The 17836-nt window shown below is 73.3% G+C and carries 22 protein-coding genes; 8 read left to right on the forward strand and 14 right to left on the reverse strand.

All coding sequences use genetic code 11. The features are described from left to right. Positions 1 to 14 precede the first annotated feature (14 nt). Both ACZ4E1_RS25735 and ACZ4E1_RS25740 read right to left on the reverse strand, forming a co-directional pair. Positions 15 to 755 carry an SDR family oxidoreductase gene (locus tag ACZ4E1_RS25735; protein WP_467543109.1) on the reverse strand — a complete coding sequence of 247 codons (741 nt, stop codon included), beginning with the start codon at positions 753 to 755 and terminating at the stop codon, positions 15 to 17. Positions 756 to 795: 40 nt separating this feature from the next. After that, positions 796 to 1464, reverse strand: a complete 669-nt coding sequence (locus tag ACZ4E1_RS25740; RefSeq protein ID WP_467543112.1) for a hypothetical protein — start codon at positions 1462 to 1464, stop codon at positions 796 to 798. Positions 1465 to 1567: 103 nt separating this feature from the next. Between ACZ4E1_RS25740 and ACZ4E1_RS25745 the strand changes: the two genes are divergently transcribed. Both ACZ4E1_RS25745 and lnt read left to right on the forward strand, forming a co-directional pair. Further along, positions 1568 to 2047, forward strand: a complete 480-nt coding sequence (locus tag ACZ4E1_RS25745) for a nuclear transport factor 2 family protein (protein WP_467543114.1) — start codon at positions 1568 to 1570, stop codon at positions 2045 to 2047. A 94-nt stretch (positions 2048 to 2141) separates the two neighbouring features. Next, positions 2142 to 3725: an apolipoprotein N-acyltransferase gene (lnt, locus tag ACZ4E1_RS25750; RefSeq protein WP_467543117.1), complete on the forward strand. Its 1584-nt coding sequence runs from the start codon at positions 2142 to 2144 to the stop codon at positions 3723 to 3725. A gap of 139 nt (positions 3726 to 3864) precedes the next feature. Here lnt and ACZ4E1_RS25755 read toward each other — a convergent pair whose 3' ends face one another. Both ACZ4E1_RS25755 and ACZ4E1_RS25760 read right to left on the reverse strand, forming a co-directional pair. Continuing rightward, a complete protein-coding gene (locus ACZ4E1_RS25755) occupies positions 3865 to 4770 on the reverse strand; it encodes a Gfo/Idh/MocA family protein (RefSeq protein ID WP_467543120.1) in 906 nt (301 codons plus the stop codon). A gap of 78 nt (positions 4771 to 4848) precedes the next feature. Next, positions 4849 to 6060 carry an FAD-dependent monooxygenase gene (locus tag ACZ4E1_RS25760; protein ID WP_467543122.1) on the reverse strand — a complete coding sequence of 404 codons (1212 nt, stop codon included), beginning with the start codon at positions 6058 to 6060 and terminating at the stop codon, positions 4849 to 4851. A gap of 122 nt (positions 6061 to 6182) precedes the next feature. Between ACZ4E1_RS25760 and ACZ4E1_RS25765 the strand changes: the two genes are divergently transcribed. Together ACZ4E1_RS25765 and ACZ4E1_RS25770 are read left to right on the forward strand one after the other, a co-directional pair. Next, positions 6183 to 6812 carry a TetR/AcrR family transcriptional regulator gene (locus tag ACZ4E1_RS25765; RefSeq protein ID WP_467543125.1) on the forward strand — a complete coding sequence of 210 codons (630 nt, stop codon included), beginning with the start codon at positions 6183 to 6185 and terminating at the stop codon, positions 6810 to 6812. Between the two features lie 112 nt (positions 6813 to 6924). Beyond that, positions 6925 to 7383 carry a hypothetical protein gene (locus ACZ4E1_RS25770; RefSeq protein ID WP_467543128.1) on the forward strand — a complete coding sequence of 153 codons (459 nt, stop codon included), beginning with the start codon at positions 6925 to 6927 and terminating at the stop codon, positions 7381 to 7383. 274 nt (positions 7384 to 7657) lie between these two features. Here the strand turns inward: ACZ4E1_RS25770 and ACZ4E1_RS25775 are convergent, their stop codons facing one another. From ACZ4E1_RS25775 to rpmB, 9 genes are all read right to left on the reverse strand, one after another. Continuing rightward, positions 7658 to 8185, reverse strand: coding sequence for a hypothetical protein (locus ACZ4E1_RS25775; RefSeq protein WP_467543131.1), 528 nt, complete (start codon positions 8183 to 8185; stop codon positions 7658 to 7660). An 88-nt stretch (positions 8186 to 8273) separates the two neighbouring features. Beyond that, positions 8274 to 8957 (reverse strand): uracil-DNA glycosylase, encoded by a 684-nt coding sequence (locus tag ACZ4E1_RS25780; protein WP_467543134.1) that lies wholly within the window; start codon positions 8955 to 8957, stop codon positions 8274 to 8276. A gap of 133 nt (positions 8958 to 9090) precedes the next feature. Then, complete coding sequence (locus ACZ4E1_RS25785; protein ID WP_467543136.1) at positions 9091 to 10674, reverse strand: ABC transporter substrate-binding protein; 1584 nt, start codon at positions 10672 to 10674, stop codon at positions 9091 to 9093. Between the two features lie 137 nt (positions 10675 to 10811). Beyond that, positions 10812 to 11579, reverse strand: a complete 768-nt coding sequence (locus tag ACZ4E1_RS25790) for an SDR family oxidoreductase (RefSeq protein WP_467543138.1) — start codon at positions 11577 to 11579, stop codon at positions 10812 to 10814. Between the two features lie 17 nt (positions 11580 to 11596). Next, entirely contained in the window at positions 11597 to 12358 is a 762-nt protein-coding gene (gene fabG / locus ACZ4E1_RS25795) for a 3-oxoacyl-ACP reductase FabG (RefSeq protein ID WP_399128116.1), read from the reverse strand. Between the two features lie 179 nt (positions 12359 to 12537). Beyond that, complete coding sequence (locus ACZ4E1_RS25800) at positions 12538 to 12921, reverse strand: DUF3037 domain-containing protein (RefSeq protein WP_467543142.1); 384 nt, start codon at positions 12919 to 12921, stop codon at positions 12538 to 12540. After that, positions 12918 to 13733, reverse strand: coding sequence for a HipA family kinase (locus tag ACZ4E1_RS25805; protein ID WP_467543144.1), 816 nt, complete (start codon positions 13731 to 13733; stop codon positions 12918 to 12920). Before ACZ4E1_RS25805 ends, ACZ4E1_RS25800 begins: the two co-directional genes overlap by 4 nt. A gap of 142 nt (positions 13734 to 13875) precedes the next feature. Next, positions 13876 to 14181 carry a 30S ribosomal protein S14 gene (gene rpsN / locus ACZ4E1_RS25810; RefSeq protein ID WP_467543146.1) on the reverse strand — a complete coding sequence of 102 codons (306 nt, stop codon included), beginning with the start codon at positions 14179 to 14181 and terminating at the stop codon, positions 13876 to 13878. After that, the gene (rpmB, locus tag ACZ4E1_RS25815; RefSeq protein WP_467543148.1) at positions 14181 to 14417 is read right to left on the reverse strand and encodes a 50S ribosomal protein L28; all 237 of its coding nucleotides are present in this window, start codon (positions 14415 to 14417) and stop codon (positions 14181 to 14183) included. Before rpmB ends, rpsN begins: the two co-directional genes overlap by 1 nt. A gap of 65 nt (positions 14418 to 14482) precedes the next feature. On the opposite strand from rpmB, the gene ACZ4E1_RS25820 reads away from it, so the two are divergent. From ACZ4E1_RS25820 to rpmF, 3 genes are read left to right on the forward strand one after another with little or no spacing between them, the layout of a single operon-like run. Next, on the forward strand, positions 14483 to 15637 hold the full coding sequence (locus tag ACZ4E1_RS25820) for a CobW family GTP-binding protein (protein WP_467543150.1): 1155 nt from the start codon (positions 14483 to 14485) through the stop codon (positions 15635 to 15637). A 42-nt stretch (positions 15638 to 15679) separates the two neighbouring features. Continuing rightward, positions 15680 to 15916: a 30S ribosomal protein S18 gene (gene rpsR, locus ACZ4E1_RS25825; RefSeq protein ID WP_467543152.1), complete on the forward strand. Its 237-nt coding sequence runs from the start codon at positions 15680 to 15682 to the stop codon at positions 15914 to 15916. Between the two features lie 42 nt (positions 15917 to 15958). After that, positions 15959 to 16129, forward strand: coding sequence for a 50S ribosomal protein L32 (rpmF, locus tag ACZ4E1_RS25830; RefSeq protein ID WP_467543154.1), 171 nt, complete (start codon positions 15959 to 15961; stop codon positions 16127 to 16129). Positions 16130 to 16165: 36 nt separating this feature from the next. On the opposite strand, the gene ACZ4E1_RS25835 is transcribed toward rpmF, so the two are convergent. Continuing rightward, a complete protein-coding gene (locus tag ACZ4E1_RS25835) occupies positions 16166 to 16984 on the reverse strand; it encodes an SDR family NAD(P)-dependent oxidoreductase (RefSeq protein WP_467543156.1) in 819 nt (272 codons plus the stop codon). 177 nt (positions 16985 to 17161) lie between these two features. Here ACZ4E1_RS25835 and ACZ4E1_RS25840 point away from each other — a divergent pair, with 177 nt between their 5' ends. Next, the gene (locus tag ACZ4E1_RS25840; protein ID WP_467543158.1) at positions 17162 to 17737 is read left to right on the forward strand and encodes a TetR/AcrR family transcriptional regulator; all 576 of its coding nucleotides are present in this window, start codon (positions 17162 to 17164) and stop codon (positions 17735 to 17737) included. Positions 17738 to 17836 lie beyond the last annotated feature (99 nt).

A 17836-nucleotide genomic window follows, 5' to 3' on the forward strand; every position in this document is an offset into this window, starting at 1 on the left:
CGCCGCCGGACGGCTCAGCGCCCGCCGGCCACCCTGAGCACCGTGCCCGTCGTGTACGCCGCGCTGGGCGAGAGCAGCCAGGCGATCGCCGCCGCGACCTCCTCCGCCGTGCCCGGGCGGCGCAGCGGGATGCCGGGCGCCGCGGCCGCGGCCCGGCCCGGGTCGCCGCTCGCCGCGTGGATCTCCGTGTCGATGATGCCGGGCGCCACCGCGTTGACCCGTACGCCGAGCGGCCCGAGCTCCTTGGCGAGGCCCAGGGTGATGGTGTCGACGGCGGCCTTCGAGGCGGCGTAGTGGACATAGTCGCCGGGGCTGCCGAGGGTGGCGGCGGCCGAGGACACGTTCACGATGGCGCCTTCGCCTGCGGCGCCCATGTCGCGGGCGGCGCGGCGGCAGCAGAGCAGGACTCCGAGCACGTTCACGTCGACGACGCGGCGCAGGTCGTCGGTGCTGGTGTCGGCGAGCGGGCCGAGCGGGGCGGTGACGCCCGCGTTGTTCACCAGGCCGGTGAGCGCGCCGAGTTCGGCCTGCGCGAGGTCGAAGAGGCGCTCGACGTCCTCCTCCCGGGACGTGTCGGCCCGGGCGACGGCACAGCGGGCGCCGGCCGCGCGCACGGCGTCCGCGGTGCGTTCGGCCGCGTCCTTGTCGCTGACGTAGGACAGCGCGATGTCGTGGCCGTCGTGTGCGAGCCGCAGCGCGGTGGCGGCACCGATGCCGCGGCTGCCGCCGGTGACGAGGGTGCGGGGGCGGGTCAAGGAGTCCTCCCGGACGGGGTGCGGTCCCTCAGGACGATGATCACGTCGCGCCGGGCGCACCGTACCAGCGCCACGTGGTCCGGCGCGCGTGACCGGGCAGGTCGCCGCGGCCCGTCGCCCACAGCAGGGTCGCCCAGGGCGGGGTGTCCCGCGGCACGTCGGGGAAGAGCCGGCGCAGCGAGCGGGCGCACAGGTCCGCGGGCGCCTCGAAGGGGACCCCGAGGCCGAGCGCGAGGTCGTGGGTGTGCACGAGGGTCTCGACGACGCCCATCGCGGCGAAGCCCTCGGGGTCGCTGACGCCGAACACGTGGTGGCCGCGGGCGCTGGGCGCAGTGGCCCGCACGACGGCGGCGAGCAGCCCCCCGCAGTCCTCCAGGACCTGGAACATGCCCTCGGCCCCGGCCGTGCGGTCGGCGGTGACGGTGTTCAGCGGGCCTTCGGGGCGGCGCCGGTCGCCACCGAAGGGGTCGCCCGGCTCGGTCCTCGGGTTCAGGGAGCCGATGCGCGAGGCGTAGGCGAAAAGGTCGTCGGCGAGATGTTCGCCGGTCTCCCAGCAGGTCCAGGTGAGAGGTCCCGCGGGGGCGTCCCAGTCGGCCGCGGTGGCGGGGCGCAGTGTGGTCACGGCGAGCCGGACGGCCTGGGCGACGTCGTCGGCGGTGACCGGTCCGGTGACCGCCGCGGATGCCGTCGTGTTCGATTCAGCTGACATGCGGGCCACCGTAACGGACCTGGTGCCGCAAAACCGTCACGCCTCAACGTCCGGTCGGCGCACACCTCTTGGATCCGCGCGCGGCACACTCGACACTGATCCGATGACGCAGCGTGTGGAACTCGCGACCGTCCTCGACCGGCTCGCCGTCGACGAGCTGGTGACCGACTACGCCGTGGCCGTGGACGACGGCGACTGGGCGGCGTACCGCGCCCTGTTCGCCCCCGGTGGCCGCGCCGACTACCGCACGGCGGGCGGCGTGGAGGGCAGCGCGGAGGAGATCGCGCGCTGGCTGTCCGAGACCATGGAGCTGTTCCCGATGCGGCAGCATCTGATCGTCAACCGCCGGGTGCGGTTCGGCCGGCTCGACCGTGACGTGGGTGACGAGGCGCTGGTCCAGGCGGACTACGTCAACCCGATGCGGTTCCCCGGCGACGGCACGGCACCGGACTTCGAGTGCGGCGGCCGGTACGCGTTCGGCCTCGTCAGGACGGACTCCGGCTGGCGCCTGCACCGGGTCACCGTGCACGAGAAGTGGCGCCGCCTGCCGGAGCACGCGGCGAGCGCCCCGGGCGGCTCCTGACCCGCGCCGCCGGGGCCCACTGTCGTCGATCGCCCGGGACGCGCACACTGAAGGGACCTCTACAGGTCTCGTAGGAGGACGGGAGGCGCGGCCCATGGTGGGTTGGCGGCGGCGGCTCGACGTGTCGCCCTGGTTGCGGGGCGGGGCGGCGGCCGGGGCGGGCGCGCTGCCCGCGCTCGCGTTCCCCGCACCGTCGTTGTGGTGGTTCGCCTACGTCGCGCTCGTGCCGTGGATGCTGTTGGCGCGCTCGGCGGACACGCCGCGCCGGGCCGCCCTGGACGGCTGGCTCGGCGGTCTCGGGTTCATGCTCGCCGTGCACCACTGGCTGCTGCCGAGTCTGCACGTGTTCACGGTGGTCATCGCGGCGCTGCTCGGCGCCTTGTGGGCGCCGTGGGGGGTGCTGCTGCGGCGGCTGCTGCACGGGTCGCCCACGCCGGGGCAGGCGGCGGCCGCGCTGGTCGCGGTGCCCTCGGGCTGGCTGATGGTGGAACTGGTGCGTTCCTGGGAGGGGTTGGGCGGGCCGTGGGGTCTGCTCGGGTCCAGCCAGTGGCAGGTGGTGCCCGCGCTGCGGCTCGCGTCGGTGGGCGGGGTGTGGCTGGTGAGTCTGCTGGTGGTCACGGTGAACACGGCGATCGTGGTGCTCCTCGTGGCCCGCGACGCGCGGACGCCGGCCGTGGCGGGGCTCGTCGCGACGGTCACCGTGACGGGGGCCGCGTGGGCCTGGGCGCCGCGTCCCGAGACCGACGGGCGGGTACGGATCGCGGTGGTGCAGGCGGGCGTCGTGACCGGGGGCGCGAGCGCGGAGCGCCGCTTCGACCGTGAGGAGACGCTCACCCGGGAGCTGATCGGCCGGGACGTCGACCTGGTCGTGTGGGGCGAGAGCAGCGTCGGTTTCGACCTGACCGAGCGCCCCGACCTCGCCCGCCGGATCGCGGCGCTGTCCCGGGCGGTCGGCGCGGACGTGCTGGTCAACGTGGACGCGCGGCGGTCGGGTTCGGGCACCGGCGCGGGCCAGGGCATCTACAAGAGTTCGGTCCTGATCGGCCCGGACGGGCCGACGGGCGCGCGCTACGACAAGATGCGGCTGGTCCCGTTCGGCGAGTACGTGCCGGCGCGGGGGCTGCTGGGCTGGGCCACGTCGGTGGGCAGGGCGGCGGGCGAGGACCGGATGCGCGGCACCCGGCAGGTCGTCATGGACGTGTCGAACGGTAACGGGGGCGGACCGCTCCGGGTCGGCCCTCTGGTCTGCTTCGAATCGGCCTTCCCCGACATGACGCGGAAGCTGACGCAGGACGGGGCGCAGGTGCTGCTCGCGCAGTCGTCGACGTCCTCGTTCCAGCACAGCTGGGCGCCGGAGCAGCACGCTTCGCTGGCGGCGGTGCGGGCGGCGGAGACGGGGCGGCCGATGGTGCACGCGACGCTGACCGGGGTGTCGGCGGTGTACGGGCCCGACGGATCCCGGGCGGGGGCGTGGCTGGGCACGTCGGCGAGCTCCGCCCGCGTGTTCGACGTACCGACGGCCCGGGGCACGACCCTGTACGTGCGGTTCGGGGACTGGCCGGTGCACGGCGCTGTCGCGGTCCTGGTCGTCCTCGCCGCGACGGACATCCTCCGCCGCTCCCGCCGAGCGTCCCCGCTGCCGACGGCGCGCCCCGGAGTCGGCGGCGCCGTCCACTGAGTCCGGCGGCCCGTCAGGGGCGCGGGGAACTGCGCGAGAAGCCCCACCGGGCTGCGGGCGCGTGGCGGCGTGAACCACCCGCGGCGCGTAGGCGCGATCAGCCTCCGCCGGGCCGAGGCCTGCGAGGAGACCGGGAGGCTCAGCCCCCGATCCGGGTGACCTCCATGACGACCCGCTCGCACAGCTCATGCGTGGCCAACGCATCCCGCGCGCTCACGACATGCCCACTGCGCACCCCGTCGAGGAACGCCAGCACGGCCTGCTCGATACCCCGCTGCCGGGCCACGGGCACCCAGTCCCCGCGCCGCCGCACCGTCGGCTGCCCCTTGTGGTCGATGACCTCCGCGAGGTTCAGCACCTGCCGCTTGCTGTCCTCCCCGGACACCTCGAGGATCTCCTCGGCCGACCCGCTGAGCCGGTTCATGACCCCGAGCGCGGTGAACCCGTCGCCGGCGAGCTGCAGCACCACGTGATGGAGCAGCCCGTCCACGACCCGCGCCCGTACCGTGATGTCGTCGACGACGCCCGGCACGAGGAAGCGCAGGGTGTCGACGACGTGGATGAAGTCGTCGAGGATCATCGCCCGGGGCTCCTCGGGCAGCCCGACCCGGTTCTTCTGCATGAGGATCAGCTCGCGCGGATGGTCGGCGCACTGCGTGTATCCGGGGGCGTGGCGCCGGTTGAAGCCGACGGCGAGGCCGACCCCGCGCTCTTCCGCGCGCCGCACGAGCCGCTCGGAGTCGGCGAGTTCATAGGCGAGCGGCTTGTCCACGTAGGTGGGGACGCCGGCCTCGAGGAGCCGGGTGACGATCTCGGGGTGCACGGACGTGGGGGCGTGCACGAACGCGGCGTCGAGTCCCTGCGCGAGCAGCGCGTCGAGGTCCGCGTGGCGCTGCGCCGGCGGCAGGCGCAGCCCGTCCGCGACGCGGTTCAGGGTGGCGGGCGTCCGGGTCTGCAGATGCAGCTCGATCCCGGGCTGGGCGCCGAGTACCGGCAGGTACGCCTTCTGCGCGATGTCGCCGAGTCCGATGCAGCCGACCTTCACGTGCCCGCGCTCCTCTGTCCCCGCTCGCCCGGGCCCGTCGTGGCCCGGACTCCCTTCGGGCAGCATAGACGCGCCAGGTCAGACCCGCTCCCGGCGCCCGTCCGGGTACGGGGCGGCCTGCGGGGGCCGCCAGTCGGCGATGCCGTCCATGCCGCGCAGCAGCAGCGCCGGACCGAGGGCGCCGACGGCGCGGATCGCCGCGTCGCGCACGGCGATGCCCGGGCGGTTGCGCATCATGCTGAACCGGCTGATGGCCGCCGACCTGCGGACGATCCGGGTCATGCGGGCGAGGCGGGCCCGCGTGTAGCCGGGCAGATCCGCGGCGCGGCCGGGTGCCGCGTGGTGGGCGAGGACGACGGCGTCCTCGATGGCCTGATTGCCGCCCTGGCCGAGCGTGGGGGCCATCGCGTGCGCGGCGTCCCCGAGGAGGGCGACCCGGCCGCGGTGGAGGGCGGGGAGCGGCTCGGTGAGGTGGTGGACGTCGTGCCGCAGCACCCGGGCGGGATCGGCCCCGGCCAGGATCGCGGGGATCGGGTCGTGCCAGTCGCCGAACCGGCGCAGCAGTTCGGCCCGCTCGTCACCGTCGGGCGCCCGGCCGCCGGCGGGGGTCATGGCCGCCGCGTAGGCGTAGACGGTGCCGTCGGCGAAGGGATGCGTGCCCCAGAGCCGGCCCGGCCCCCAGCTCTCGTGCTGGACGAAGGGCCGATCGAGCGCCGGCACGAGGACGCGCCAGGTGGTGAATCCGGCGTACGTGACCCCGGGGTGCTCGGGGAAGAGCGCGCCGCGCACGGCGGAACGGACCCCGTCGGCGCCGACGACGAGGCCGGCGGCGAACTCCTCCCCGTCCGTCGTCACCCGGGCCGGGCGGGCCGGATCGGCCGGATCGCCGGGGTCGGTGAGGCGCGCGGCGGACGCGGTGCGCACGGCGCCGCGCGGCAGCCGGGCGGCGAGCTTGTCGATGAGGGTGGCGCGGTGCAGCAGCACCAGCGGGCCGCCGAAGCGGTCCGCCGCGCGCGCCGCGTCGGAGCGCGACAGCCAACGGCCGCCCGGCGTCATGAGCCCGCCCTCACCCTCCCACGCGGCCAGGGAGCGGATCTCGTCCCCCAGACCGACCACGTCGAGGGCGCGCAGGGCGTTGGGCGCGAGGGCGATCCCCGCCCCCACAGGCTTCAACTCCTCGGCTCGCTCCAGGACGGTCACACGGCGACCGCCCAGGTGAAGGGCCAGGGCGGCGGTGAGCCCGCCGATCCCGCCGCCGACCACCACAGCAGTCTCCTCGGCCGATGTCATGACGCCTCCCGGTGCTCCAGAACACGACGCCTCACTACACCTGTAGTGAGCTCCCTCCCTGACCGTACTACAGGTGTAGTGCAGTCGACTACAGGTGTAGTCAGCGCGATAGATTGCCGACCATGAAGCGCCCCGCCACCACCGAACCGTCCGGCGCACAGCCGTCCCGTGCCGACCGCATCGCCGACGCCGCCCTGGTCCTGCTCGCCGAGCGCGGCATGCGAGGCCTGACGCACCGGGCCGTCGACGAGACGGCGGGGCTGCCGCAGGGGTCGACGTCGAACCACGCCCGCACCCGGCTCGCCCTCCTGGAGGTGACGCTGCGCCGGCTCGCGGAGCGCGAGGCCCAGGTCCTCGCGATCGACGAGCTGCCCGCACCGGCGGACGGACTGCCCGCCCTCGTGGACGGCATGGCGCTGGCCCTGCACCGCTACCTGAGCCGCCATCCGCAACTGGTCGTCTGCCGCTACGAGTTGGCCCTGGAGGCGACCCGGCGACCCGAGCTGCGCACGTTCTTCGACGAGACCGGCCGTCAGTTCCGCGGGCCGCTGACCGAGTTGCTGCGCGCCGCGGGCTCGCCGGACCCCGCGCGGCACACCCTGTCCCTCGTGGCGTGGACGGAGGGGATCATGTTCTGCTGCGTCGCCGGAACGTTCCACGCGTCGGTGCCGAGCCTGACGGAACTGCGCGAAGGCTACGGGGAGTTGCTGCACGGCATGCTCGGTGGGCCGGGCCCGCGCCAGAGCTCCTGAACGGCGCGCGGCTCACGCTCGCGGCACCTCCGCGCCCTTCGCGTCACCCGTGCGGGGCATCCTCGCCCTCCACGGTTCCGCCGGCGTCCCGGCGTCCAGCAGAGTGGCGCGGGTGCCCAGAAAGATCACTTCCGCCTCGCTCCTGCTCACGGCGGCCGCGGCCGTCACCGCCGCGGCCTCCTCAGGCTGCATGAGCGTGTCCACGCCCGACGTCCCGGACCGGCCCGCCTCCCCCTCGGTGACCGCACCGGAAGCCCGCCCGGACGGTCAGGCCGACCTGCCGCTCACCCCGAGCCCGGTGAGCGACGGCCTGCGGCGCACCGGCGCCTCACCGCACCCGTCGAAACCGCACGCGGCGCCGCCCGCTCCCCCGGCCCGGCACGCCGCCCCTCCCCCGCGGCCCCCTGCGCAGCCCGCCCCGCACGTACCGGCGCCCCGCGCCGAAACCGAGCCCCCGCCCGCCCCGAAGCCCCCGGCCCAGACCGACGTCTGCGCCCTGGGCCGCCGCTACGGAGGCTGGGACCCGGACAGCCCCCAATCGGCGATCTGCCACAACGTGTACGGCGGCTGACCGGCTCATTTCTCGTACCGATGCGGCTGCGGGCCGTTGGGGGCTGGTCGCGCCCACGCGGCGGAGCCGCAAATCGACACAGCCCCGCGCCCCTGGAGATGCGCACTTCGTGCGCGATCTCCATCGGGGCGGTGCCCCATCGGGGAAATGCGACGCGAAGCGTCTGCATTTCAGGGGCGCGGGGAACTGCGCGACCAGCCACGACGAGAGCCGTGGACGAAGAACAACCCCACCCGGCACCCACCTGAAAATCCCGCCCCCGCCGGAGGCCCCCTCAGAACCCCCGCCGCGGCGGCCCGAGCGGCTCGCCCCCCGGCCGCCCACCCTCCTCGTCCCCGTCCTCGGGCAGCGCCGCGACCCGCTGCTCAAGCCGGGCGAGGGAGGCACGGACCCCCTGACCGTGCCCGTCGTCCCCCAGCGCTCCGAGCCCGGCCCGGGCCCGGGCGAGATGGCTGCGAGCGGCGCCGGGCCGGCCCAGCTTCACGTAGTCCGACGCGAGGCTGAGATGCAGCGTCGGATACAGGGAGCGCAGCGCGGCGCCCCCGCCCGGCCCCCGGGAGTCCGCGGCGGACAGCGCCCGCAGGTCCCAGGCCAGCTCGTCGTCCGGGTCGTCCTGGGTGTCGGCCATGTAGTGCGCCAGGGTGCAGCGGTGCAGTGGGTCGCCGTCCTCGCCGATCTCCGCCCACAGGCCGAGGAAGCGGTCGCGCGCCTCCTCGCGGTCGCCGGCGTGGGCCAGCATGACCACCTGCCCGATGCGGGTCATCATGGCGTCGTCCGCCGCCTGCTCACGCTGCTGTGCCACTGGCTCCTCCAAGCGCTGTCACCGATCGCGTGCGGCGCACACCCGTCGACGCTAACGGCCGCCGCCCGCGATCCCCGGCAGGCACGGCTCAGCCCAGATCGGGGATCTGCCAGTCGATCGGGTCGTGGCCCTGGGCCTTGACCGCCTCGTTGATCTGCGTGAACGGCTGGGAACCGAAGAACTTCTTCGCGGACAGCGGCGAGGGGTGGGCGCCCTTCACGACGATGTGCCGCTCGGTGTCGATGAGGGGAAGCTTCTTCTGCGCGTAGTTGCCCCACAGGACGAACACGCAGGGGTCGGGGCGGTCCACGACGGCGCGGATCACGGCGTCGGTGAACTTCTCCCAGCCCTTGCCCTTGTGCGAGTTCGCCTCGCCGGCGCGGACGGTCAGCACCGCGTTGAGCAGCAGGACGCCCTGCTCGGCCCACGGCATCAGATACCCGTTGTCCGGAATCGTGGTGCCGAGCTCGGCCTGCATCTCCTTGTAGATGTTCCGCAGCGACGGCGGGGTCTTCACACCGGGCCGCACCGAGAAGCAGAGGCCGTGCCCCTGGCCCTCGCCGTGGTACGGGTCCTGACCGAGGACGAGGACCTTGACCTTGTCGTACGGCGTCGCGTCGAGGGCGGCGAAGACCTGGTCGCGCGGCGGGTAGACGGGACCCTTCGCACGCTCCTCCTCGACGAACTCGGTGAGCTCCTTGAAGTAGGGCTTCTGCAGCTCCTCGCCGAGGACGCCGCGCCAGGACTCGGGCAGCATCGCGGTGTCGGTCACGTCAACAACCTCCGGGGTACGGTCACTTGCCCGGCCGGGCGCGGAGAAGTCCGCGCCCGGCCGGTTCGACAACACCCCTGAACCTACCGGCGCCCACTGACAGTCGGCGCCGGGGATCCCGTGCGGACCTCGCTCACCAGCTGGTCTTGCGGGACAGCTCCCACATCATCATGATCGTCGACGGGTCCAGGGCCCGCTCGCCACCGGAGATCTCGTCGCTGGCCGCGATGAACTGCTTGCCCTGCCACAGCGGCAACAGCTGCGCGTCCTGCGCCATGATCTGCTGCGCTCGCTCGAACTGGCGCACCACGGCCCCGCGGTCGCTCTCCTGGCGCGACTGCGGCAGCAGCCGGTCGGTGATCTCCGGCGTCACGTACGGGGTGCCCAGCGCGTTCTCCTTCCCGACGAACGGCGCGATGAAGTTGTCCGCGTCCGGGAAGTCGGGGAACCAGCCGCGGCCGAACACCGGGTACTCACCCTTGCGGTAGCCCGCCTCATAGGTCTTCCAGGGGCGGCTCTTGAGCGTCACCTTGAAGAGCTTGGACTCCTCGAGCTGCCGCTTGATCTCCTGGAACTCGGGCGCGGTCTGGGAGCCGTACCGGTCCGTGGTGTACCAGAGGGTGAGCGGGACGGGCGTGGTGATGCCCGCGTCCGACAGGATCCCGGCGGCCTTCGTGGCGCTCGGATCGCCGAAGTCGTCGAAGAAGTCCGTGGTGTGGCCCGTGAGGCCCTTGGGGACCATGGAGTACAGCGGCTCGACGGTGTCCCGGTAGACCTCGTGCGCGATGGCGCCGCGGTCGATCACCTGGGCGACGGCCCGGCGCACGGCGCGCTTGCCGGCCCACGGGTCCTTCGGGTTGAAGACGAGGTAGCTGATCTCGGTGCCCGCGCCCTCGACGAGCTGCAGACCCTCGGAGCCGTGCTTGGCCTGGAGGTCGACGACGTCGGACGCGCCGAGTCCGCGGAAGGTCGCGTCGATCTTCTTCGCCTTCAGGGCGGCGACCATGTCGGCCGAGTCCTCGAAGTAGCGGATCGTCACGGCGTCGTTCTTGCGGTCGGCGAAGCCGTCGTAGTGCTCGTTCTTCACGAGGACGGCCTTGTCGCCCTCGGTGTAGGAGTCGAGCGCGTAGGGCCCCGAGCCGGTGATCTTGCCGTCCTCGCGGAGCTTGTCGGCCGGGTACTCCTTCGGGTCCACGATCGACATCGCCGGAGTGGCGAGGACGAAGGGGAACGTGGCGTCGGTCTTCTTGAGGTGGAAGGTCACCTCCCGGTCGCCCTTGGTGGTGACGCGGTCGAGGCTGCCGAGCAGTCCGACCGGTCCGCCCTTGACCCCGACCCTGCGGATGCGGTCGATCGAGTACTTCACCGCGGCGGCGTCGAGCTTGTCGCCGTCGGAGAACTTCATGTCCTCGCGCAGGGTGCACCGGTACTCGCGGTTGCCGGCGTCCTCGAAGGAGCACTCGGCGGCGTCGGGTTCCGGCTGGGCGGCTCCGGAGGGGAAGGCGACGAGGGTCTGGAAGACGTTGCGGTACAGCTCCCAGGAACCGTCCCAGGAGGCCGCGGGGTCGAGCGTGCTGGGCGCGCTCGTCGTTCCCACGACGATGGGCTCCGCATCCTCGGAGCCGCCTGATTCCACCAGTCCGCACCCGGCGAGCAGGGATATGGACGCAGTCGCCGCCAACGTACGGGGGGCAAGCAACCGTTTGAACACGCGCACGCTCCTCGATCGGACATGCCAAGGGATCGGCAGACCATATCGCAGAGCCCCGCCGGTTGAACCGCTTGTTCCGGCGGGGCTCTTCAACTGCGAGGACGTTTGTCAGCCGTTGTCAGCCGACGCCCTTTTCATCGTGCTCAGCCGACGCCGGCGTTGAGGAAAATGCCGCCGTCCACGACCAGGGTCTGACCCGTGATCCAGTCGGACTGGCTCGAGGTGAGGAACGCGGCGGCGCCGCCGATGTCCTCGGGCACGCCGAGCCGGCCCAGCGGGTAGGACGCCGCGACCTCGGCCTCCCGGCCCTCGTACAGGGCCTCGGCGAACTTGGTCTTCACGACGGCCGGCGCGATCGAGTTGACCCGCACCATCGGGGCGAACTCGTGGGCGAGCTGGAGCGTCAGGTTGATCATCGCGGCCTTGCTGATGCCGTACGCGCCGATGAAGGGCGAGGCGGAGACGCCGGCGACGGACGCGATGTTCACGATCGCGCCGCCGTTGTCCTTCTGCCAGGCCTTCCAGGTCTGCTGGGCGAAGCCGAGCGCCGAGACGACGTTGGTCTCGAAGACCTTGCGGGCGACGTCCAGGTCGAGGTCCGCGATGGGGCCGAAGACCGGGTTCGTGCCGGCGTTGTTCACCAGGAAGTCGACGCGGCCGAAGGCCTCCATGGTGCGCTCGACGGCGACGGCCTGGTGCGCCACGTCGTGGGCCTTGCCCGCTACGTAGATGACGCGGTCGGCGCCGAGGGACTCGACGGCCTCCTTGAGGGCGTCCTCGCCGCGTCCGGTGATGCAGACGCGGTCGCCGCGGGCGACGAGGGCCTCGGCGACGCCGTAGCCGATGCCGCGGCTGGCGCCGGTGACGAGGGCGACCTTGCCGGAGAGCGGCGGGAGTTCGGTGGTGCTCATGTCCGTGGCCTCCGGGTTCAGTTGAGCGGGCCGCCGGCCACGTACATGACCTGGCCGGAGACGAAGCCGGCCGCCTCGCCGGTGAAGAAGGCGATGGCATTGGCGATGTCGTCCGGGCGGCCCACGCGCTGCACCGGGATCTGGGTGGCGGCGGCGGCCTGGAAGTCCTCGAAGCCCATGCCGACGCGCTCGGCGGTGGCCTTGGTCATCTCGGTGACGATGAAGCCGGGGGCGACGGCGTTGGCGGTGACGCCGAACTTGCCGAGCTCGATGGCGAGGGTCTTGGTGAAGCCCTGCAGGCCGGCCTTGGCGGCGGAGTAGTTGGCCTGGCCGCGGTTGCCGAGCGCCGAGGAGGAGGACAGGTTCACGATGCGGCCGAACTTGGCCTCCACCATGTGCTTCTGGACGGCCTTGGACATCAGGAACGCGCCGCGCAGGTGCACGCTCATGACGGTGTCCCAGTCGGAGACGCTCATCTTGAACAGGAGGTTGTCGCGCAGCACGCCCGCGTTGTTCACGAGGATCGTGGGGGCGCCGAGCTCCTCGGCGATGCGCGCGACGGCGGCCTCGACCTGCGCCTCGTCGGACACGTCGCAGCCGACGGCGAGGGCCTTGCCACCGGCGGCGGTGATCTGCTCGACGGTGTCCTTGCAGGCGGCCTCGTCGAGGTCGATCACGGCGACGGCGCGACCCTCCTGGGCCAGACGGATCGCGGTGGCGGCGCCGATGCCGCGCGCCGCTCCGGTGACGATCGCTACGCGCTGCTCAGTGGTGGACATGCTGTTCGGTCTCCTCGCCCTAGAGGTCGGCCGCTTCGCTCCGGTGCGGGTGAGCGACCGCTTAGTACCTTGTGCGGGTGACGCTAGAAGCCCTGGCACGCGGTGTCAACGTACCCACCGCGTGCCTCTGATCACTCACGCCGCCGGACGGCCGCCGGAAGGGGGCGCGAACGCCCCGGTCAGCGCACGAGGAGGTCGAGCAGCCGCTCGGCCTCGGCCGCCGGATCGGCCGTCAGGCCGGTGTGCACGGGGCCGGGCTGGACGACCGTCGAGCGCGGGGCGATGAGCCAGCGGTAACGGCGGCCCGCGTCGTCCTCCGCGGCCTGGCCGGAGGCGGCGCCGCCCTCGCAGTGCCGCTCGATCGCGCCGAGGAGGGCGCGCACGCCGGTTACGTCGACCTCGGGGGCGAGGGCGAGCAGGCGGCTCTCGTCCAGGTGGGTCAGCGCGGCGACGAAGGACCGGGCACGGCAGTACACGACCACGCCGGCGTTGATCTGCTCGCCGCGCTCGACACGGGGCACGACCCGCAGCAGGGCGTACTCGAAGACGTCGCGCTCGCTCATCGGCCGGCTCCCGGGGTCAGCCAGCCCGGCGCGCTCGGCCGGGCCTGGTCCGCGCCGCCCTCGGGCAGCGTGATGCGTTCGTGGATCGTGGCCACGCGCGCGTGCAGCGTCTCCACGTAGGCGCGGCGCACGGCGTCGGGCGAGTCGAACCCGGGCTCGTCGGTGAGCCACACGTCGGGGATGTCGGCGACCGCCGCGCCGAGCAGCTCCTCGGTGACGCGCGGCGCGAGTGCGGCGGCTGCCGCGGCGATGTCGGGGGCGAACCGGGCGAGGGCGTGGTCGCTCGCGTCGTACGGCTTGCCGGCCCAGGCCGGGGCGCCGCGCCAGTTGTGGTGCCAGATCATGCTGGCGCCGTGGTCGATCAGCCAGAGGTCGCCCTGCCAGACCAGCATGTTCGGGTTGCGCCAGGACCGGTCGACGTTGTTGATCAGCGCGTCGAACCAGACGACGCGGCCCGCCTCCAGCGGGTCCACGCCATAGGCGAGCGGGTCGAACCCCAGGGCGCCGGACAGGTACCGCATCCCCAGGTTCGTGCCGCCGCTCGCCTTGACGAGCCCCTGCACCTCGGGGTCGGGCTCGCCCAGGCCGATCACCGGGTCGAGGTCGAGCGCGACGAGCTCCGGCACCCGGAACCCGAGCGCCCGCGCGAGCCGCCCGCAGACCACCTCGGCGACCAGCGTCTTGCGCCCCTGCCCCGCCCCGGTGAACTTCAAGACATAGGAGGCGAGATCCCCGCCCTCCACGAGCCCGGGCAGAGAGCCCCCCTCACGCAAAGGCGCGATGTACCGCTTCACAGCGACTTCATCCAGCATCCGCCCAGGTTATACGGGGTCCAGAACACCCTGGGGACCGCTCCGGTGTCGCGCCCGTCGACCGAGCCGGCACCGGCGACCTCCCGGGGCCGCGCACCGGGACGGAGCGCCGCACTCGCGCCGCTCCGTCCCAGCATCCGGGCTACCAGGAGGACTTGGTCACCCCGGGGAGGTGGCCCCCGTGGGCCTGTTCGCGGACGTTCACGCGGGAGAGGCCGAACTTGCGGAGGTGGCCTCGGGGGCGCCCGTCGACGCTGTCGCGGTTGCGGACGCGGGTCGCGCTCGCGTCGCGGGGCTGGCGGCGCAGTTCCGTCCGGGCGGCGGTCTTCTCGTCGTCCGTGGCGCGCGGGGACGCCAGGACGGCCTTCAACGCCGCGCGGCGCAGGGCGTACCGGGCCACGATCCGCTTGCGCTGTTCGTTCTTCGCGATCTTGCTCTTCTTCGCCATCAGACGCGCTCCCCTCGGGCCCGGATCCGGGCGACGGCCGCCTCGACGCCGATGACGTCCACGGTCTTGATGCCACGCGCGCTGAGCCGCAGCCGGACGTGCCGCCCCCCACCGGGCAGCCAGTAGCGCTTGTTCTGGATGTTGGGGTCGAAGCGGCGTGAGGTGCGCCGGTGCGAGTGGGAGATCTTCTTGCCGAAGACCGGCCGGGCGCCGGTCAGTTGGCAGTGCGCGGACATACGAGTGCTGCCTTTCTCTCCATCGGCTTACCGATAATGGAAATCATTGTCGTATGCTACCCGCCATGAACCCAACCGAAGAACCCCCGATGCCGGTGGTGATCGTCGGCGGGCTGCACGCAGAGGCCCGTCGCGCCGCGGTCGAGCGGCTGCTGCGCGAGGTGCCCGGGAGCGTGGCCCTGCACCACGACCTGTCCGCGGGCCCGACAGGCACCGTGCGCCGCACCGTCCGCGACGCCACGGGCGAGACCGCCCGGGGCGAGACGCCCCTCGTCAACGACTGTGCCTGCTGCGCCCTGCGCGAGGACCTCGTGCCCGAGCTGGAGCGACTGGCCGCCGGCGGACTGACCCGCCTCGCGGTCGTGGAGCTGTGGGACTCCGTGGAGCCGCGCGCCATGGCCGAGGTCGTCGCCGCGCACGGCCACGACGTGTTCCGCCTCGCGAACGTGCTGACCGCCGTCGATCCCGCCCTGGTCCTGCCCTGCCTGTCGAACGGCGACGACCTCGCCGACGCCGGGCTGGCCGCGGCCGCCACGGACCAGCGCACGGTCGCCGACACCTTCGCGCGACAGTTGGAGTACGCCCCCGTCCTCGCCGTCACCGACAGCCCGGACGCCGGGCTCGACGACCTCGCGCTCCTGCGCCAGCTGCATCCCACGGCGACCCATGTCCGGGTGGATTCAGGGAAGTTGGGCGGCGCGGCGCTCGCCCGGTTCGACGTGGGCGCGGCGGCCTCCGCCCAGCACCCGGCCTGCGCCCGGCTCCCGCACGACTGCGACGAGGAGGGTGTCAGCACGCTCGTCTGGCAGCGCCGCCGCCCCTTTCACGCCGGGCGTCTCTACGCGGCCCTGGAGGACCTGTGCTGCGCCGCGGCCCGCAGCCGCGGACGGTTCTGGCTCGCCGACCGGCCCGACAGCCTGCTCGCCTGGGACGCCGCCGGAGGCGCCCTGTGCGTGGAGAACGCCGGCCCCTGGATGGCCGCGCTGCCGGACGCCGCCTGGGAGTTGATGCCGCCCGAACGCCGCACCGCGGCCGCCCTCGACTGGCATCCCGAGCACGGCGACCGCTGCCAGCACCTCGTCTTCACCTCACCCGACCTGGACCGGACGGGACTGCTCTCGCTGCTCGACTCCTGCCTGCTCACCGACGACGAACTCGCCTCCGGGCCGGCCGCCCTGCCGCGCCCCACCGGCTTCGACCACCTGCTCGACGCCGCCTGACCCGCCCCACCCCACCCCACCCCACCCCACCGAGGAGACCTCATGGCCCGCACCGGCAAGCCCGCGCCCGCCCGCAAGAACCGGCCGAACCCGCTCGACGCGGCCGGCATCACCCACATCGACTACAAGGACACCGATCTGCTGCGGAAGTTCATCTCCGACCGCGGCAAGATCCGCAGCCGCCGCGTCACCCGGGTCAGCCGACAGCAGCAGCGGCAGCTCGCCACGGCCGTCAAGAACGCCCGCGAGATGGCCCTGCTCCCCTACGCCACCCGCTGACCCGCACCCGCTCCGTCCCACCCCTCCTACGATCGGACCCTCATGGCCGTCCCCAAGCGCAAGATGTCCCGCAGCAACACCCGCCACCGCCGCGCGCAGTGGAAGGCGAGCACCCCCTCCCTGGTTCCGGTGACCGTCGAAGGCGTCACTCACCTCGTACCGCAGCACCTCAGGAAGGCGTACGAGCGCGGCCTCCTGCGGCCCGAGGGCTGAGCCCGGCGGGAGCCGCCCCGCGCCGCCGTCCCGGCCTCATGCCGCGCGCCCCGAGAGAGCCGAGGCAGTGGCCGGGTCGGCGAGGACCTTGCGCGTGATGCGTTCGGCGACGGCCGCGACCAGGGTGCGGGGACGGCGGGGCGTGAGGTGGGCGCCCAGGGCGTTGCTCAGCCCGGGGGCCACGTAGCCGCGGTCGCGTTCCAGGGCGCGCAGCGCGGCGCGGACGACGGGCGCCGGAGTGGTCATGGAGCCGGTGACGGCGGCCCGGCGGGTGCCGATGGTGTCGAAGAAGGCGGTCTCGACGGGGCCGGGGCACAGAGTGAGCACCCGGATGCCGCGGCCCCGGTACTCCTGGCGCAGCGCGAGGCCGAAGTTGAGGACGAACGCCTTGGCCGCGCCGTAGACGGCGAAGTAGGGAGACGGCTGGAAGGCCGCGTTGGACGCGACGTTGAGGACCGCGCCGCGACCGCGCTCCAGCATGCCGGGCAGCAGGGCGTGGGTGAGGTCGACGAGCGCGACGACGTTGACCATGAGCTGGTCGTGGTCGCGCTCGCCGGAGATCTCCTCGAAGCGCCCGCAGGTGCCGAAGCCGGCGTTGTTGACCAGGAGGTCGACACTCAGTCCGCGGGCGGCCAGTTGGTCGGTGACGTGGCGGGCGGCGTCCGGCGCGGCGAGGTCCTGGACCACCACGTGGGCGTGGACGCCGTGTTCGGCGGTCAGCCGCTCGGCGAGGGCGGTGAGCCGGTCGCCGGAGCGGGCGACGAGGACCAGGTCGTGTCCCTGGGCCGCGAGCTGTGCGGCGAACTCTGCTCCGAGGCCGGACGAGGCTCCGGTGACGAGGGCGGTGCTGTGCACGGTGTTCTCCTTCGGCCGATGGCAACGGGAACTACTGCGTCAGCTGGCCCGGCCGGGCCAACTGAGAGGAGAAGGTAGCAGTAATCAGCAGAACTGCAACAGACCTGTTTCACCTAGGGTCGCCATCGCCTCGGAGTTGTATCGTCTGTCTGACCAGGTGGACTTGCGGGAGGCGTGATGGGTGAGGCGGCGGCGCGGCCGTTGAGGGCGGACGCGGAGCGCAGCGTGCGCGTGATCCTGGAGGCGGCCGAGCGGGTGCTCGCGGAGGACCCCGGGGCCTCCATGGAGCAGATCGCGGCGGCGGCGGGAGTGGCCCGCACGACGATCCACCGGCGGTTCGCGAGCCGGCAGGCGCTGATCGACGCGCTGGCGTCCTCGGCGGCCCGCCAGCTCGCCCGCGCGGTGGACGACGGCCGGCCGGACACCGCTCCGCCGCTGGTGGCGATGCACCGGATCACGGCCAACGTGCTGCAGATCAAGGGCGCCTGGGCCTTCGCCCTGGAGCTGCCGGCGGAGCCGGGCAGCGAGGCCGCCACGGTGCATGAGGGCATCGACCGCAGCTGTGTCGCCCTCCTGGAACGGGCACGGACCGAGCGGCTCATCGACGAGGGGGCGGACCTCGAGTGGGTGCGCCGGGTCTACTACGCGCTCATCGGGGAGTCCCTGCACAACGAGCCGGAGGGCTCCGATCCGGACGCGCTCGCCGCCCGCATCATCGACACGCTGCTGCGCGGTGCGGGACCCCGGAGCTGAAAGCCCGGAAAATCTCCGAGGCGTTGAACGCTCCGGCCGCCGGCCCCGTATCCGAGGGAGATCCCCCCACGGATCCAGGCCCGCCCGTCTCGAAGGGAA

Source organism: Streptomyces sp. NPDC025806 (genome assembly GCF_055558275.1).